14 protein-coding genes and 1 pseudogene are annotated in these 18,097 nt (G+C 35.0%); 13 read left to right on the top strand and 2 right to left on the bottom strand.

Annotation, left to right across the window (positions count from 1 at the left end; translation table 11 throughout):
• Window positions 1-139: 139 nt before the first annotated feature.
• Window positions 140-253, bottom strand: a pseudogene (locus AC0UBM_RS17255) (IS110 family transposase); the annotation flags it as partial.
• Between the two features lie 804 nt (window positions 254-1,057).
• Between AC0UBM_RS17255 and AC0UBM_RS17250 the strand changes: the two are divergent.
• The 13 genes from AC0UBM_RS17250 (at window position 1,058) to AC0UBM_RS17190 (ending at window position 13,079) form a co-directional block, all read left to right on the top strand.
• On the top strand, window positions 1,058-1,714 hold the full coding sequence (locus tag AC0UBM_RS17250) for a TetR family transcriptional regulator C-terminal domain-containing protein (RefSeq protein ID WP_475689459.1): 657 nt from the start codon (window positions 1,058-1,060) through the stop codon (window positions 1,712-1,714).
• 9 nt (window positions 1,715-1,723) lie between these two features.
• Entirely contained in the window at window positions 1,724-3,028 is a 1,305-nt protein-coding gene (locus tag AC0UBM_RS17245) for an ABC1 kinase family protein (RefSeq protein ID WP_475689458.1), read from the top strand.
• 161 nt (window positions 3,029-3,189) lie between these two features.
• Entirely contained in the window at window positions 3,190-3,588 is a 399-nt protein-coding gene (locus AC0UBM_RS17240) for a VOC family protein (protein ID WP_475689457.1), read from the top strand.
• Window positions 3,589-3,611: 23 nt separating this feature from the next.
• Window positions 3,612-3,914, top strand: a complete 303-nt coding sequence (gene hpf / locus AC0UBM_RS17235) for a ribosome hibernation-promoting factor, HPF/YfiA family (RefSeq protein WP_414035279.1) — start codon at window positions 3,612-3,614, stop codon at window positions 3,912-3,914.
• Between the two features lie 353 nt (window positions 3,915-4,267).
• Window positions 4,268-4,723 (top strand): PA2169 family four-helix-bundle protein, encoded by a 456-nt coding sequence (locus AC0UBM_RS17230; RefSeq protein WP_475689456.1) that lies wholly within the window; start codon window positions 4,268-4,270, stop codon window positions 4,721-4,723.
• 373 nt (window positions 4,724-5,096) lie between these two features.
• Entirely contained in the window at window positions 5,097-5,348 is a 252-nt protein-coding gene (locus tag AC0UBM_RS17225; RefSeq protein WP_434036745.1) for a hypothetical protein, read from the top strand.
• A 242-nt stretch (window positions 5,349-5,590) separates the two neighbouring features.
• Window positions 5,591-7,960, top strand: a complete 2,370-nt coding sequence (locus AC0UBM_RS17220; protein ID WP_475689455.1) for a TonB-dependent receptor — start codon at window positions 5,591-5,593, stop codon at window positions 7,958-7,960.
• A 43-nt stretch (window positions 7,961-8,003) separates the two neighbouring features.
• Window positions 8,004-8,777, top strand: a complete 774-nt coding sequence (locus AC0UBM_RS17215; RefSeq protein WP_475689454.1) for a DUF4625 domain-containing protein — start codon at window positions 8,004-8,006, stop codon at window positions 8,775-8,777.
• 158 nt (window positions 8,778-8,935) lie between these two features.
• A complete protein-coding gene (locus AC0UBM_RS17210; RefSeq protein ID WP_475689453.1) occupies window positions 8,936-9,415 on the top strand; it encodes a DUF4625 domain-containing protein in 480 nt (159 codons plus the stop codon).
• 12 nt (window positions 9,416-9,427) lie between these two features.
• Window positions 9,428-9,826, top strand: coding sequence for a MerC domain-containing protein (locus AC0UBM_RS17205; RefSeq protein ID WP_475689452.1), 399 nt, complete (start codon window positions 9,428-9,430; stop codon window positions 9,824-9,826).
• 80 nt (window positions 9,827-9,906) lie between these two features.
• Window positions 9,907-10,863, top strand: a complete 957-nt coding sequence (locus tag AC0UBM_RS17200) for a DUF4625 domain-containing protein (RefSeq protein WP_475689451.1) — start codon at window positions 9,907-9,909, stop codon at window positions 10,861-10,863.
• 384 nt (window positions 10,864-11,247) lie between these two features.
• Window positions 11,248-11,967, top strand: coding sequence for a 3-ketoacyl-ACP reductase (locus tag AC0UBM_RS17195; RefSeq protein WP_414035271.1), 720 nt, complete (start codon window positions 11,248-11,250; stop codon window positions 11,965-11,967).
• A gap of 341 nt (window positions 11,968-12,308) precedes the next feature.
• Window positions 12,309-13,079, top strand: a complete 771-nt coding sequence (locus tag AC0UBM_RS17190) for a patatin-like phospholipase family protein (protein ID WP_475689450.1) — start codon at window positions 12,309-12,311, stop codon at window positions 13,077-13,079.
• A 94-nt stretch (window positions 13,080-13,173) separates the two neighbouring features.
• Here AC0UBM_RS17190 and AC0UBM_RS17185 read toward each other — a convergent pair whose 3' ends face one another.
• Window positions 13,174-17,892: a chondroitinase-B domain-containing protein gene (locus AC0UBM_RS17185; protein WP_475689449.1), complete on the bottom strand. Its 4,719-nt coding sequence runs from the start codon at window positions 17,890-17,892 to the stop codon at window positions 13,174-13,176.
• Between the last annotated feature and the right edge of the window lie 205 nt (window positions 17,893-18,097).

Genomic DNA, 18,097 nt, shown 5'->3' with positions numbered 1-18,097 from the left:
GATTTTCAATGTTGACGAGATCTGTAGTCTCTCCGTATATAATAACCTTATTCCTCTCTTTTGTTCTTTCTAATTTATAGGTCTTAATTTAGTGTTTTTGTTAAAATGCTAACTTAAGAAGTACTGTGGTAAAAACTCATTAATTTCCCACTAAAACACTTCTATAATTATTATCATAGGTTAATCCTGATTTGGCTATGGCAAAAGCCTGTTTTAGGAGCTTATTGCATACGGTTATTAATGCTAATTTTTTTACTCTTTCCTCTATTGTAGGCTTCCACTAATTAAAACTGTTTAAAAGTGCAAAAAAACTATAAAAAAACTACCCTCATTGCAATAAATTAAGCATATCAAAATTCTCCTTACAATTAATGATCACAGCTAATAAAAATTAATAGGATTTAAGCTCATTCGACCTCAAATCATACAAGGACAGGAATTACCCTACAAATTTGGTTAAAAAGTGTTAAAAAGTGACCAATTCGGTGACCTATAAATTTTGAAGGTTCTTTAATACCTATAAATACTAAGATTTACAATTTCACGTCGTCCTCTCCGACTCNAAGGACAGGAATTACCCTACAAATTTGGTTAAAAAGTGTTAAAAAGTGACCAATTCGGTGACCTATAAATTTTGAAGGTTCTTTAATACCTATAAATACTAAGATTTACAATTTCACGTCGTCCTCTCCGACTCCACTCAATAAAACCGTAAATACTTTAAAAAAAAGTGTTTACGGTTTTTTTATATTTCAAAACCTGCTAAATATGTAATAAACAATCATCCAACGAATGATTGTTTTTTTTATAACATGTCTACAGTAATTACTTTTACAACAAAACTAACTAAGAATAAAGTCTGTTTATATCCTTCACAATACACTTCACACAACTAAACACCTTTCTATTGTCTAACATTCTGCACTTAATAATATTAGGAAGTTAAACATTGTATTTTAAAGCGTTAAATTCTATATAAAACAACGCGCACTTTTCGTTTTCTACAGAATATCATCGTAAATTTATACAGCATCTCTTTAACATTTAGCATTTTATTATGGCCAAAAAGAAAATAATTACGGAAGAACAGCTTATAGATTTTTACATGGATTATGCCCTAGAACATAATCAGCAACCAAAAACAGTGTATGCTTTTGCGAAAGCTAACAATTTTGAAGAACAGAAATTTTACGAATTTTTTGCTTCTTTTCAAGCCTTAGAAGCCGCTATTTTTAAAGCGTTTTTAGATAATACCCTAAAAGTTCTGGTAAGCAGTGAAAATTACGACACTTTTGATGCCCGAACTAAATTACTGAGTTTTTACTTTACATTTTTCGAAAACCTTACGGCCAATAGAAGTTATGTCATGTTTGCTTTAAATCAGCATCAAAACAAATTGAAGAATCTAAAATGTCTAACAAAATTACGACAAGAATTCATCAATTATATTTCCACATTGGATATTGAAGTTGTAGAAACACAACAAGAAAAAATCGATAAATTTCAAGAGCGCGGCCTACAAGAAAGTGTTTGGTTACAATTATTGGTTACTCTGAAATTCTGGATGGAAGACGATTCGCCTGGATTTGAAAAGACAGATATTTTTATTGAAAAATCTATAAACACAGGCTTTGACTTTTTAGATGTTGCACCCTTAAAGAGTCTATTTGATCTGGGTAAATTCTTATTCAAAGAAAAAGTAAAAATGCAATAACCTAAGACTATGAAAGCAATTAATAAAATACCCACATCAAAAATAGAGCGTGCTTCTAAACTCGTGTCTACAGGTGCTAAAATTGGTGTTAATTACCTAAAATATTACGGCGATAAAATCACCAAAACAGAACTTGAAGCCAAAGATAAACTGAACTCGAGTAATGCATCCGATATTTACGATGGGTTAAAACAGCTTAAAGGTAGCGCGCTTAAAGTAGCACAAATGTTAAGCATGGAAAAAAGCATTATGCCTCAGGCCTATGTCGAGAAATTTTCTTTAGCTCAGTTTTCTGTACCACCATTATCACCTCCTCTAGTTTTAAAAACATTTAAAAAATACTTTGGAAAACCACCTGAAGATTTATTTGATACTTTCGATTTAAACTCGGTAAACGCGGCTAGTATTGGCCAAGTGCATATTGCAGAAAAGGATGGCAAAAAGTTGGCTGTTAAAATTCAGTATCCCGGAGTTGCCGATAGTATAAAATCGGATTTAGCCATGGTAAAACCCATTGCTATGAGTATGTTTAATATTAAAGGAGAAGGATCTGATAAATATTTTAAAGAGGTAGAAAACAAACTTATTGAAGAAACCGATTACATTCTAGAAGTGCAGCAAAGTAAAGAGATTTCTAAAGCCTGTGCCCATATTCCGCATCTAAAATTTCCAAACTATTACGAACAGTGGTCGTCTGAGCGTATCATTACAATGGATTATATGGTGGGCGAACATTTATCCGAATTCACCGCATATAATACCAACCAGGACCTTGCAAACCAATTAGGCCAAGCGCTTTGGGATTTTTATATGTATCAGATTCACATGTTAAAAAAAGTACATGCCGATCCGCATCCCGGTAATTTCCTAGTCTCTAAATATGGAGATTTAATAGCTCTTGATTTTGGATGTATGAAACTTATCCCAGAAGATTTTTACGGCCCTTATTTTGAATTGGCGTTAAAGGATAATATGAATAATCCCGAATTATTTCAAGCGAAACTATTCGAACTTGAAATTTTAAGAACAGACGATTCTGAAGAAGAAATCACCTTTTTTACAGCAATGTTTCACGAAATGCTAACCTTATTTACGCAACCTTTACACGAAGAAGTATTCGATTTTTCAAATGCAGAATTCTTTGGAAAAATAGCAGATTTGGGAGAAAAATATTCAAAAAACACTCAATTAAGAAAACTAAATGCAAACCGAGGTTCAAAACATTTTATCTATATGAACCGTACTTTCTTTGGTCTTTATAATTTAATGTTCGATTTAAAGGCAAAAAACATCATTATAAATACTTGGAAATAATATTAAATTCTGAATTTTAGAATACTACGCCACTTCTCTTATGTATAAAAAAGCGAAGTGGCGTAGCACTAAATTTAATAACGTTAATAATTAAAGCCTTTCAGTCAATCCAGCACACACAAAGCTTATACCTTAGCTATTGAACCGAAAAAACATTTATTATGAACGTACAAGCTTATCTTGCTTTTACAGGCAACTGCCAAGAAGCACTTCACTTTTACAGTAACATATTTAACGCTGAAATAAAAAACAAACAAACGTATAAAGATGCAAAGATTGATATTCCATCGTCTTATCATCAAAAAATACAGCACGCAGAATTAAAAGGTAAAGGCATACATTTTATGGCTTACGATGCGGCTCCAGATACCCCAATTAATCACGGTAATCAAATACACATGAGTGTGGATTTGCCGTCTGTAGAAGAAGCCGAAAATATTTTTGATCAACTTTCTGAAAACGGACAAGTACACCATGATTTTAGAGAACGAGAATGGGGACATTTTGGACGATGCACAGACGAATATGGCATCAATTGGATGGTAAATTGTAATAAATAATTTTAATTAAACACCTCAACATTATGCAAATTATATTTGAATATCACGACGTTTCTGCAAGTGAAGCGTTAGAACAAACCGCTCGAGAAAAATTAGAAAAGTTAGGTGCTAAATACGACATGGTAATTCGTGCCGATGTTTTCTTTAAAACGGAAAATACGACGTCAGACGACACCGGTAAAATTTGTAATATCAGATTAAGTTTACCAGGACCACGTTTATTTGCCGAAGCCAGTCACGACAATTTCGCAGACTCCGTATCCGAATCTATTAACGATTTAGAACGCCAACTGCGCAAACGAAAAGAAAAAATGAGTACGCATTAAACCGAAGCATCTAAAATCTATCTCTAAACACTATTATTTATGAATCCTGCAAACCTAGTTGGAGCGATTTCCATTCTTAAGAAAAATAAAGGCTTAAGGACCGCTTGCATCTTGGTTGCATTAGGATATTGGTCACATAGGTATTTAGAGAAAAGAAATAAAAAGAAGAAAGCGCAACAAAACGTTTCGATGGGTTCATGATTAATAATTAAGTTAGATGCTTTTTTACATGATAAAATTATGACTCGATTAAAAAATAGCAACTTAATAATTTAACTCTCGTCGTATTTATTAGTATCTTTCAAACAGGCAAAGTGCTTGATAAAATCCGTTTAATTTAAACACCGATAATTATGAAACCCATACATGGAGACACCGAGATAAAACTTAATGAACTAATTGAAAAATTGGTGGATGTCGAAAAAGGATTTATAAAAGCGGCGATACATGTAGATAATCCTAAATTAAAAAGATATTTTAATGAAAAAGTTATGGCAAGAAACGGATATATCTCTGAGCTTAGACAATTACTTCTCGCTCAAGGTTTAGATCTTGAAGACGACGATGACGGTAGTATATCTGGCACGTTGCAACGTGTTTGGATAGATACCAAAGCGCTTTTTTCGCTAGATAGTGATGAATCCATACTTGAAGAAGTCAGAGAAGGAGAGCAAGAAACTATTAATGATTACGATGAGATTCTTAATAATTATGAATTGAATGCAGACTTAAGAGCTATGCTTTTAAAACAAAGAGATGCCATTGCCGAAAGTAGGAACACTATAGATTCTTTAGAAAACATAGAATAAACATATTTATAAAACTTGAACAGTTTTTTAAGTCGTACTAAAAGTCACCTTACATATAGGTGACTTTTTTTATGAAATAACATAGTGTCTGAAGTTCTAGTTAAGACGAACACAAATCTGATAATTAAACCACGAATAATATACCGACACCCTATTACCCTATTCTTTTATTTCAAATTGAATTTAAAACTAAGAAAACACTAATACGTGAGTGGGATTCTCAATATGTTACCGTTATTCTAATTAACATATGCTTAACACTTTCTCTTCTTTGGATTCGTATATAATTTAATACTTTAGCCAATTAATGAAAACAGCGGGTTTTAAAAATAGCATTACGTTTCTGTTCCTCTTCCTTTTTCTATCAATGAAAATGGTTGGGTTACATGCGCTATCTCATGCTCATGATGTAGATGACAGCGATCACGCCTTGCATTGTGTAATTTGCGACCATGCCACAGCTATTAATCTTACACCTGCAATTTCTCCTGAGCCACAAGAATTCTCATTCGAAATTAAAGAGTATGTATTTACTCAAGACTTAAGAAAGTATTACAATTATATTCACTCGAATATAATTAATACGGACGAGCTCTTTTCTAGACCTCCGCCATCCCTTATTTAAATTTCACCTATACATTTTATCATTTAAAGACCCAATAATTTATTTTATCTGGTTTTGGTATCTTTTTACACGTTTTAAAAATTGATAATCATATTATTATTGACTTTTAAAACATATTCCGATACCTCCATCATACCATTTAAAGTTTAAATATATAGGCCTTTACAGTAATCTACGTGTATTAGGACATTTTACAGGTTCTCATTCTAGAGAACATTTCTAATTTTTCACAGTATATCAATATGCTTCAAAAAACACTTAGTGTATGGCTATGTTTAAGCCTATGCACTTTAGCGTTTGCACAAGAAACCTTTACCGTAAAAGGATCTGTGCTTAACGCCAACACCTTACAACCTATTGAAGGCGCTTCAATTAGTGGTAACGATTTATTTACTATTAGCTCGAATACAGGTGATTTTACACTGAAAAATGTAAAAACAGGAGAATACACCTTTACCGTTACGAGTATGGGCTACGCGCCTAAAGTTATCAAGGTAGATGTGTGTCTTGAGTTGAAAGATGTTGTAGTTCATTTAACAGAATCTACCACCAACTTAGATGAAGTCCAAGTTCATGGAAAATCTAAGCAAAGAGAAAACATGGAAACGCCTGTGGTCTCATATACCGTTACCGAGGAATTCTTGAACAAAAACAGAGAAAACAGCTTGATGCAAACGTTGAGTAAAATTCCTGGGGTAAGCACAATTAATATTGGGTCTGGACAATCTAAACCTGTAATTCGTGGCTTAGGGTTTAACCGTGTTGCCGTTGTGCAGAATGGAATTAAACATGAAGCACAACAATGGGGAAACGATCATGGTTTGGAAATCGATCAATATGGTATTGAAAATATTCAGATTGTAAAAGGACCGGCGTCTTTGGTGTATGGCTCCGATGCTATTGCAGGTGTTGTCGATATTCAGCCAAATTTTATTCCGGCAATGCATTCTTTTAGTGGTGAAGTCAATCTACTAGGTGAAACTAATAATGATTTAATTGGTGTCTCTGCCGGTATAGAAGCTCGTAAACACCATTGGTTTTACAGAGCGCGATTAACCTATAGAGATTATGCCGATTACAAAGTCCCTACTGATAAAATTAGTTACGATAATTATATTTTCGAATTAGACGATAATAATTTAAGAAACACCGCAGGGAATGAAGCCAATGCCAGCGTTAGTGTGGGTTATGTTAATGATAACATACAATCGGAAACGACCTTTAGCAACGTAAATGCCAAGAATGGTTTCTTTGCTAATGCTCATGGTTTAGAAGTTATCGTTTCAGATATCGATTACGACAGTTCTAATCGCGATATCGATTTGCCGTATCATACCGTGAATCATTTTAAAATAACGAATAACACTTCTATTTTTAGTGGAGACCATACATTTCATATCGATTTAGGTTTTCAGAATAATCATCGCGAAGAACGTTCAGAAGCTGTTGCTCATGGCTATATGCCAAAACCATCAAGTACTTTAGAACGTGACTTTAGTAAAAACACTTATGCTTTAAATGCAAGAGATGCTTTTAGTCTTAACGATAAACATGATATAGTATTTGGAGTAAACCTAGAATATCAAGATAATAATATTGGTGGTTGGGGTTTCTTAATTCCAGAATACAACCGTTTTACAGCTGGAGTTTTTGCTTTCGACACCTACGAAATCACTCCAGATTTACATGTATTAGCAGGCGTTCGTTACGATTACGGAACTATGGAGACCAAAGCGTATTACGACTGGTATCCTACGCCTGTTACTAATACCGACGGCACAACTTCGGAAGTCTATATGCAACGCGCAATAGATAAAACCTTGGATTTTGGAAGCTTCAGTGCATCTGCGGGATTGAGTTATATCCATAATCACACGACTTATAAATTTAATGTTGGTAAGAGTTTTAGAATGCCTTTAGCAAACGAATTGGCTTCAGATGGTGTGAATTATCATATGTATCGTTACGAAAGAGGAAATCTAGATTTAGACCCAGAAGAATCGTATCAGTTAGATTTGGAAGTAAACTATACCAGAGAAACGTTTAGTATTGGCGTAAGTCCGTTTGTCAATTTCTTCGAGAATTTTATTTATTTAAATCCAACGTCGGGCTATTACGAAACCTTACAAATTTATGAATATACTCAGAGTAAAGTCTTCCGATTTGGAGGAGAACTTAGAGCAAGTACTACCCTATTTAATCACTTACAACTAGACGCCTCTGCAGAATATGTTTATTCTAGACAAACTAGCGGTCCGAAAGAAGGCTTTACCATTCCGTTTTCTCCACCGTTATCAGGTTTATTTTCTGCAAGCTATCAGTTTAAAGACGTGCTCTTTTTTACTAAACCCTTACTAATCGCCGATTATAAGATTACTGCAAAGCAAGACGAGATTGTACCTCCAGAGGAAGTTACCGATGGGTATCAATTAGTAAATATGTCATTTATAACAGAACTCGATGTATTTAAGAACAATGCACCAATAGAAATGCGCCTAAAACTAAACAATGTATTCAACACAAAATATTTCGACCACACAAGTTTCTATCGTTTAATAGACGTTCCGGAAGCCGGTAGAAACCTATCATTATCATTAACAATACCTTTTTAAATAACAACAATCAATTAATATTAACACTTAAAATCAGAAAATTATGAAAGCAAATTTTAAACTTTTAGTCCTTTTCCTTTCACTAGGATTAGTTTTACAATCATGTAGCAGTGACGACGACGGCGCAACAACAAGTGCACCAGTAATCACCAACTTCGAATTTGGCGAAGGCAGTGAACATTCTACAGATCCAGTAGCCTACAGAGGATCTGACCTACATCTAGAGGCAGAAATTTATGCCGAGAATGTAGTGAGCAGTATTACCCTTAAAATTCATTCTCACGACGACATCACCCTTTCAGAAGGCGAAGAAGCTTGGGAATTAACACAAGTTTACGACGATGCCTCTTACCAAGTCATTAATGCAACATTTCACGAACATATAGACATTCCTGGAACTGCACCTGCTGGGGAGTATCATGTAGAACTTATTGTTGTAGATGAGTTAGGAAACAGCTCCGAAGTTGAAGGGCATTTAGATGTTTTAGCACCAATTACAATTAGTGACTTTGAAATGGATGAAACTGTAGTACGTGGTAGCGATTTTCATGCTGAATTTTTGGTAGATGCCCATAACGGTATCCATGAAATTAGCGTTGACATTCATGCGCACGATATTCCTGTAGGTGAAGGAGAAGTAGAATGGGATTACGAAAACGTATATTCTGATTACCATGACTTAACTGAAGCAGAATTCCATAAACACATCGATGTTCCTGCAACTGCTCCTGCAGGCGAATATCATGTTACGTTTACTGTTGAAGACGAAAATGGAAACATCCAAACTTACGAATCACATATAGACATTACAGCTTAATACATTAATTACGAGGCTGTCTTAAACGTGTTAAATCCGTCATTCTGAATATGTTTCATAATCTCATCATATGGATTACCAAACATATGAGAACCTGAATCTAGTTCAGGTTAACGAAAACGCAACTTTTAAGACAGCCTCTTTATCCCTTAATTACTATGAAATTTATATTAAAATTCAACTACGTATTTCTTCTTCTTTTGTTTTTAGCATCATGTTCAGATAGCGACAGCATAGATAAAGACGAAGAAAAACCGGTTATTACCATTAATTACGACGGTGGTTTTCCTCAAGCTTGTGAACAACTTAAAAGAGGTGAAACCTACATTTTTAAAGTTCTGGCTACAGACAACCAAGCCTTAGCGTCTTACAGTTTAAACATTCACAACAATTTCGATCACCATACACATGACGATCAAGATGTAAATTGTGCTTTAGACGATAAAAAGGATGCAATAAACCCTTTATTAGTGAATGAAAATTATGCTATTGAAGGTGGGCCAACAAGTTATGAAATAGAAATTGAAGTGATTATCCCTAACGATGTAGATACAGGAGATTACCACTGCGCTTATTCGGTAACCGATGAAACTGGATGGCAAGCACGAACGTCTGTAGATATTAAGATTATAGAATAATATTTAAGACATATGATATTTACAACTCAAAAAGCAGACAGCCTAGGTGCTGTATCTAGTATACTTTGTCTAATACATTGCATCGCGACACCCTTTATATTTATGGCACAAACGAGTCTGCTAACATGTTGTAGTTCTACACCCGGCTGGTGGAAACTTATAGATTATATTTTCTTGGCAATTTCTTTCTTGGCTGTTTACCGTTCAACTCATACAACAGCAAACACATGGATAAAGCCTGCCTTATGGATAAGTTGGAGTTTGTTGTTTTTTGTAATTATTAATGAAAAAGCAACATGGATTTCTCTTCAAGAAAATGTAATATTTATACCAACATTGTCATTAATACTATTACACCTATACAACCGAAAATATTGCAAATGTAATACTGACGCGTGTTGTATACATTAAGACACAAAACCTAACCTCAGATAAACACAACTGTTAGTACCAAAAAATCAGAATAACAAACAATAAAAATTAAAACAATAATGAAGATTAAAAATTACGTATATATCTTACCAATACTACTTGTATTTCTTACTTCTTGTAATAATGATGATGATGATGATGAAGTTATTATCTTAGAAACACCTACTATTTCTGAAGTTGAAGTTGGTCTTTACAATAACGAACTCGGTGTTGTTGGTGAAGATTTCCATCTTAACGCAGAAATACTTGCAGGAGATCTTATCGACATCGTTAAGGTAAACATAGAACAGAAAAGTAATGAAACGTATGCGGAAGAATGGTCTTATGAAATTACTTGGGATAAATATCAAGGCTTGAAAAATGCTACAATGCATCAACATTTTGATATTCCCGCAGAAGCTCCAAAAGGTAAATATGACTTTATTATTACAATTACTGATCAGAATGGAACGTATCTAGAAGAAATTAGACAAGTTGAATTAATTGATGCAGCCGATTTCCCAGACGTTAATCCGCATGTTAGCGTGTTTGGAGTAGACAAAATTAATGTCGATGGGGTTTCAGGATTTAATAATTTTTATAATAATGGTGAATTTAAAAATCCGGACGCAACATTTTTTAGTATAGATGAATCTCTTTGGTCGGCAATCCAAATAGGAGGTCTTAAAGGTGACGGAATTATGTACGGATTGCTAATTAAAAAGAGTCTAAACCACAAACCAGAAACTGTAGAAGCTATCGATTTTTCTAAGGTTATCGTAACAGAAGTTGTCTCACATTCTTCTGGAGATGAAGAAGTCATTACATTACGAAACAATGAGAATACGGGCCATTGGAATTACGGTCTCCCTATAAAAATAGGAGCTACAATCGATAATAATTCACCAGATCCAAATCCAATTACAGGAGGTAATGCCTGGGAAACAGGAACATATTATTATGGCGTAGTTTATACAAATTCATCATATCTTAAAAGCACATTCAAATATATTGAATTTGATATTGTAATAGAATAAACGGATTGACAGCATATAAAATGCTTTGTGTCCTTGCTTTTTAGTGACCACAAAATTTTAAAAAAACAGCTTTGGCTTCTTTGTTAGAGCTGTTTTTAATTTTATAATAACTTTACTAATCACTAAACTATTTAAAATTAACCTTGCTTCAAGCAATAATAAAACTACCCTATATTGTTACGGTATAAATGATTATAAAATGGTTTTAACCCAAGCTTTTTATATTCTAATTTTAACATTTTAATTTCGGAAATTTTGCTCCTAATCCAAGATCAAGAAACAGCTAATTCTAAGCTAAATTTTGTAATTTAGATTCGTAATAAAAAATGCACCGTGTTGTATTTTACTTTTAAATACGACATAAATTATATTAAAGAAAAAATCATGACTAAATTAAAAAGTAAAAAAGCAATAATTACCGGAGGTGGTAGAGGACTCGGAAAAGCAACAGCTATAGCATTTGCAAAAGAAGGTATTGATGTAGCGATTACTGGAAGAACTGAAGGCGTTTTAAAAGAAACCGTTGCCGAACTGGAAGCGCTTGGAGTTAAATCTACTTATGCGGTATTTGATGTAAGTAATTACGACGAAGTAAAAACAGCAATAAAAACACTTATAGACACACTTGGCGGTGTAGACATTCTAGTTAATAATGCCGGAATTGCGGCTTTTGGAACCTTTAATGATATGGAAGTCGATGATTGGTCACAAATTATACAAACCAACGTTATGGGAATGTATTATGTGACTAAAGAAGTATTACCTCATTTAATTGAACAAAACGACGGAGAAATTATAAACGTATCTTCAACGGCGGGATTAAGCGGAAACGCAACAACGTCTGCATATTCTGCATCCAAATTTGCAGTTATCGGGATGTCGGAATCGTTAATGAAAGAAGTGCGTAAAAACAATATTAGAGTTTGCACGCTAACACCAAGCACAATCGCTTCGGATATGTCTATAGGTTTAGGAATCGCGACAAAAGACTCTGAAGACAGCGTGTTACAACCTGAAGATTTCGCTGAATTAATTCTTGCTGGTTTAAAATTACCAAAACGCGCAATGCTAAAAAGCGCATCGTTATGGTCTACTAACCCGTAGTCTATTAAACAGATAACACATAAAAAGCGAGCTACACATACTATAATAGCTCGCTTTTCTTTTCTAAAAAAGGACCATTATCGTCACGAGAAACAATTCATCTTTAGCTTACAAATCCATACTACAAATTTAAAAAAATCATAAAGGACTATGTCCAGAGCTTCTATATTTTTCATATTTATTACCTTTACCCAGAGTAAGATTTACTATTTAAAACCCTTCGAACTCGTTACATAAAGCCTAGTTTTCATTATCGGCCAAAACGAAAACTAAACGCATCAGAAGTAAAAAAAAACATAATATTAATTAAACATATCACATATTTCTGAACATACAATAAAATGGAAATCAAGAAAAAATTAGGACTCGCATTATCAGGTGGCGGTTACAGAGGTGTCGCGCATATAGGCGTTTTAAAAGCTATGGACGAATTAAGCATTAAACCTGATTATATTTCTGGAACAAGTGCAGGTGCTATTGTTGGATCGCTTTATGCCGCAGGACACCATTGGCAAGACATCTTAGATTTCTTTATTAAAATTGACTTATTTTCATTTCAAAATTTCACATTGCGAAAGGCCGGCTTTTTCGATGGTAATAAAGTAGGTATGCAACTCAGTGCATTTTTTAAAGAAGATAGTTTTGAAAGTTTAGACATTCCCATGTTTATTGCGGCAACAGACTTATTAGAAGGTAAAACCCGGTATTTTTCTCAAGGAAAAATTATCACCCCTATCGTTGCTTCGTCATCGGTTCCGGGCATGTTTACGCCCATAGAATATAATGGCTATGTGTTGTGTGATGGTGGTGTAACAGATAATTTCCCTATCCGGCCGTTGCAAATCTATTGCGATACTATTATTGGAGTTTACCTCAACTCTTTTTCTAAAATTACTAAAGAGAATCTAAAAACCACTAAAGCGGTAGTAAACCGATCGTATAGCATTACGGGATTTCAGGATTGTGAAGCCAAATTTAAAGATTGCGATGTGCTTATTGCGCCCCAAAACATTGGTAAATATGAAGCTTTTTCAAAAGCCCATATACAGACCGTTTTCGAATTAGGCTATACCGAGGCCATTAAAGAGTTAAGCAAACTGGATTATTCTTAAATACAGACCTCACTCCTCAATTAGCGTTTAGAATAGAGCAAAAAAAAGGCAGATGAAGAAACCTCCATCTACCTAATCCAAACTAAACTAATTCTTATTTTTTAATAATACGTTTGTTTATTGCAGTATCATTTCCTGATAATCTAAAGATATACATCCCCGATTTTAAATTAGAAATATCTACTGTTTCTCCGTCTAAAGGACGATTAAATATCACTTTCCCTACTTGATCATAAACCGTTAAGGTATGGTAGGCTTTTGCTCCACGAATATTAACGGTATTTGTTGTAGGATTTGGGTATAATGCTAATTCTGGTTCAGAAAAACTTGCTATTTGGGTTTCTGGCGAAATCCCTCTTGCTGATACCAATTTCGAATACCCAAACACTCTAAGCTCGTCTATACTCGCCCAATCTCCATCGTAGCTATGCGCTCCTGTCACCGTGATTCTTACATATCTGGCGTCTACTTCCGAAAATGAATCTGCTATAGGATTGGAATTGCTTCCTGATGTCGTGTTATTAGATCTATTAACTATTTGTGAGAAGTTACTACCATCTGTAGACACTTCAATAATATACTTATAGACCCGATCGTTATAACAAATAACTTCGGTACTATTAATAGTATGCAGACTTCCTAAATCTACAGTTGCCCATACTGGGTAAGATTGTGCAGACCATCTAGAATCTTCGTCACCATCGACTAAATTAGACGCTGGATTAGATGATTGTTCTGTTGAAAATACCACAGATTTCTCTAATGCTACGTTTGTAGATTCTGCTGTTGGAGGTATTGTACTGGAATCGCCTGTTAATGTTAATTCGTTAAAATGAACCGTTGCTTCTCCACTATCTTGTAAATACACTCCGTTTTTCCAATAACTCGGATACGTCCAATACGATACATCTGTATTAAGCTTTTCAGCACCATTAACCTCAACGATCATAACTCCTGATTCTAAGATAATATCACAATCAAAATAACCATTTGGTGTTTCTCCAAGATCTACGTGACTTGTATTAGTACCACCATCGTCTGTTTTTACTGCGGCCCATATATGACCTCCACTTTGGTAAATACGTAATAAAGGTTTATTTGGACCATTACCAACATTAGCATCGTCATGAATTTGCATAAACGTTAGTTGCTCACAGGTTTGGTTTACAATATTTACATTGGCATGAAAGATTTGATCATCGTTTACATTCCAATTTTCTAGAAATCTCAATTCTGAACGCTGACGTGTACCTGCATTATCTCTAGACTGATAAAACGCTAATTTATTACCATCGGCAACATAAAATGTATTTGATGAATACCCTGAAATAATTTCGGCATCAGTCGCTTCGGTACCACTTAAAGGCGATTGTAATTTACATTGCGCCAAGTAATCTTGGAATTTAGAAATACTGTACGGTGTTGTCCCATTCTGACTTCCATTCACCGTAATCTCTAAAGAATCTGTAAATGATCCATCGTCTGTAGTTACTGTAATCGTTGCCGAACCTTCAGAAATCGCTTCTACCAATCCGTTTGAATTTACTGTCGCTACCGAAGTATTGCTACTCGTATAACTTACATCTTGATTTGAAGCATCGCTCGGGCTAACCGTTGCAGAAAGTTGTTCTGTTTCACCTGCTTCTAAATTAATTGAAGATGCATTTAATGTTACTGAAGTCACATCCACTGTCGCTGGTTCTCCCTCTCCAGCAAATACGCTTAACTCTAAAAGGCTTACCCAATTTCCTTCGTATGATGATGCGCCTGTTACGGTAATTTTCACAAATCGAGCTTCTATATTATTGAATGTATCCGAAATAGGACTAGAAACCAAACCTGGCGTTGCATTCGAACTTCTGTTTACAACTTCCGTATAGGATCCATTTTCCGATGATGAAACCGAAATGGTGTATTGATACGCACGATCGCTATAACAAACCAATGCTGTACTTCCTAAGGTAAAAGTTCCTCCTAAATCTATAGTTGCCGTCTGTGGCATTCCTGAAACAGACCATCGTGTTCCTGTATTGCCATCGACTAAATTCGCAACGGTATTATCGCCATCTGGAGTCCCTGTTCCTGAAATAGATTTATTTAACGCTAAATTATCTCCACTTGAAGGTGCGACAACTTGTACAACAACCGTATCTGTAAAATCACCATCTGCTGTGGTTACAGTAATAGTTGCATTTCCTTCTGAAACTGCTGTTAATTTCCCACTACTGCTAACAGAAACAATAGAAGAACTGCTACTGCTATAACTTACATTTTTGTTAGTTGCATCCGACGGACTTACGGTTGCTGTTAATTGTTGCTCGCTTCCTAATGCTAAATCTATTGTACTGGACGAGAACGACACACCTGTAACCTCAGTTGGATCTACAGGCTCTCCACCTTCGTCATGACTTACAGAGAAATCGTAAACTAATACTTCGCCATAATTATCAGGGTCGTCGGTATCATCACCTTCTTCAACTGGATTACTTTGCGTATAATTACCTACTTTAAAGTATGATTGATCGTAACTTTTGTCCATGACGTAATCATTCCCATCGGCACGTACTAAATACTGAGATGCATTCCCGCTATTATACGCATTTTTAAGATTTCCATCTTCAGCGTAGTAACAATAATGTTTACCATCGATCACTTTAAAGATCACCTCATGAATATCTCCTAAGGTGTAATTTTCTGTAATGGTAACATTACTTCTTAATTTCCCGCCGTTAAAAGATAAAAACAAGTGATTATCTTCTAATCGCATCACCATAGAATCGTCTATACCATCGGCTTTATTTCCGTGGATTTGAGTTGCTACCAATTGCGACTTATTAATTGGTAAATGTGTAATCGCTTGTTTTACATACAGCTCGTGTGTGCCTTCGGTAGTCCAATATATATCTTTAGAACCATCGGCTTCACGTTCTCTAAGTTCCGAACGAATATTGTCAGAATTAGGCGTTGTTCCATTATCACTTCTTACCGGTGCGCGAAATACAATCGCATTCCCTTCATCGTTTACATAAAAGAATTCGTTTCCTTCTTCGTCACATAAGGTTTTATCCTCCTCACCCGTTGGATATGTAATTTTCCATTGATTACAATTGGTCATTAAGTCTGAAGGCATGCCTGCATTCCCACCAGAATCTGTAGTACCAGCTTGAGTGATGCTAATCGTCTGATTAGAAACTCCAGAACCACTAACTGTAATTGTTCCTGTTCTAGATGTTTCAGAAACATTTGCTGACACCGTTACCGAAATACTTCCGTTTCCAGATCCTGAGGTAGGTGTTACCGAAATCCATGATTTATTATTGGTAACCGACCAATCTACACTAGACGATACACTTACTGTTTTCGTTGTTTCTTCTGCAGTAAATTCGCTTACAGAAGATACTGTTAAATAATCTCCTGATGCCGAATTTCCTGAAGCATCTAGGAAACTAGCGCCTACAGAAACCCCGACCATACTGTTTGTATGAGGGTTACTTATTGAAGATCCTTTACCAGAAACAGCAGAACTACTTGCACTATAAATTTCTCCGTTTGCAGAAAATTGTGGATTAGCTTCTGTAAATCCACTGTCAGAAATACCTAATGAAGCGCCGTAATATACATTTCCATTATAAGTCATACTTTGCCCCGTACCTGAAATATCTCCGCTTACTATATTCGTTAAGGTTGTATAAATTACATTATTGTTTAGAACTCCAGATGGATCATAACTCGATCTGTCGTTATAAAAGATAGGAGAATCTACATTGTATAAAGTGTTATTTTCTACAACTATATCATCAACTTTTTGGTATCCGTTGGTGATTCCTCCAGAGGTATCTGAACCTCCTACTAATGTAATTCCGTTGTTCCATTTATCGCCAGAACTTACCACATCCTGAATGTAATTGTTGGTGATAACGTGGTAACTATCGGTGATACGGATTCCTCCTGTACCTTCAACATTTTCTCCTAAAAAGTAATTCCCATCTACTGTTGCACGTGCACCATGTCTCATCACTAACGATCCGCGACATCTTCTAAAGGTGTTATTTCGGTAGGTGTTATCGGCGCTTTTGTTTGTAATAATTTCATTTTCGCCATCTGCTTTATAGAAATAATTCCCCTCTACAGTCACGCTGGCACTTTTATCCTGAAATTCACTTGTTCCTACGCGAATGGTTTCACTGTCTCCAGAATGCGTAGTCGACGGATCTCTCTTTATAAAATTGAAGAAATAATTATCCTTAATAACGTGTCCCACTGGATTAAAATCGTTATATTCTAACTCTACCAATATTAGCGCTCCAGGACTATTCTTATTTAAAAATGAACAGTTTTCAACCGTATTATTTGTACCATAAAGTACAATCCAACGGTGTTTGTCTGTGCCACTAGGCGTTAGGTTATTAAACGCACAATTTCTAATGGTTGAATGATTTGCATATGCACTACTCTTTCTAAATTGAATATGATTGTTACTACCTGCTCCACCATTCCAGTAGAAGCCATCTATAATCACATAATCACCAGAAATATCCATATTGGTTTGCCCAGTAAAAATAACTCCACCTGGTGTTTCTGCTCTTAAAATAATTGGATTTGAAGCTGAACCGTTTGCTGTAAAATTGATTCTTTGATCGCTACTGTAAGTGCCGTTTGCCCAAGTGACGACGTCTCCAGGTGAGAGGCTTAAGTTGTTGAATTCACTTGCAGAATTCACGGTGTAATCTGCTCCGTACGACTGAAAGGCGCAAAGAAATACGACGACGCATAGTGTGGTTTGACACATGCGACTAAATAATTGTTGTCTCATTGTTTAATTAGCTATTTGTTAAAGAATTGGTCTGTTTAATCGAGGCCTCAATTAATTGGTTAACCAATTTTTACTTCTGCCAAAGTATACAAAATAAATCGGATGAACAACAGATTATCAGGTTTTTATACAAAGTGTAATAAGTAAAATCTTACAAATAGTATGTTTTAGAGTTCCAAAATAAGGTCAAAAAACCGCGCTCTCA

It is taken from the genome of Formosa sp. F44 (genome assembly GCF_056238645.1).
This window is presented reverse-complemented; position numbering and strand designations above follow the sequence as displayed.

Coding starts and splice junctions, on each gene's coding strand:
- AC0UBM_RS17215 (WP_475689454.1), top strand. CDS start 8,004: ATGAAAGCAAATTTTAAACTTTTAGTCCTTTTCCTTTCACTAGGATTA.
- AC0UBM_RS17200 (WP_475689451.1), top strand. CDS start 9,907: ATGAAGATTAAAAATTACGTATATATCTTACCAATACTACTTGTATTT.
- AC0UBM_RS17205 (WP_475689452.1), top strand. CDS start 9,428: ATGATATTTACAACTCAAAAAGCAGACAGCCTAGGTGCTGTATCTAGT.
- AC0UBM_RS17230 (WP_475689456.1), top strand. CDS start 4,268: ATGAAACCCATACATGGAGACACCGAGATAAAACTTAATGAACTAATT.
- AC0UBM_RS17220 (WP_475689455.1), top strand. CDS start 5,591: ATGCTTCAAAAAACACTTAGTGTATGGCTATGTTTAAGCCTATGCACT.
- AC0UBM_RS17245 (WP_475689458.1), top strand. CDS start 1,724: ATGAAAGCAATTAATAAAATACCCACATCAAAAATAGAGCGTGCTTCT.
- AC0UBM_RS17250 (WP_475689459.1), top strand. CDS start 1,058: ATGGCCAAAAAGAAAATAATTACGGAAGAACAGCTTATAGATTTTTAC.
- AC0UBM_RS17210 (WP_475689453.1), top strand. CDS start 8,936: ATGAAATTTATATTAAAATTCAACTACGTATTTCTTCTTCTTTTGTTT.
- AC0UBM_RS17185 (WP_475689449.1), bottom strand. CDS start 17,892: ATGAGACAACAATTATTTAGTCGCATGTGTCAAACCACACTATGCGTC.
- AC0UBM_RS17225 (WP_434036745.1), top strand. CDS start 5,097: ATGGTTGGGTTACATGCGCTATCTCATGCTCATGATGTAGATGACAGC.
- AC0UBM_RS17190 (WP_475689450.1), top strand. CDS start 12,309: ATGGAAATCAAGAAAAAATTAGGACTCGCATTATCAGGTGGCGGTTAC.
- AC0UBM_RS17195 (WP_414035271.1), top strand. CDS start 11,248: ATGACTAAATTAAAAAGTAAAAAAGCAATAATTACCGGAGGTGGTAGA.
- AC0UBM_RS17240 (WP_475689457.1), top strand. CDS start 3,190: ATGAACGTACAAGCTTATCTTGCTTTTACAGGCAACTGCCAAGAAGCA.
- hpf (WP_414035279.1), top strand. CDS start 3,612: ATGCAAATTATATTTGAATATCACGACGTTTCTGCAAGTGAAGCGTTA.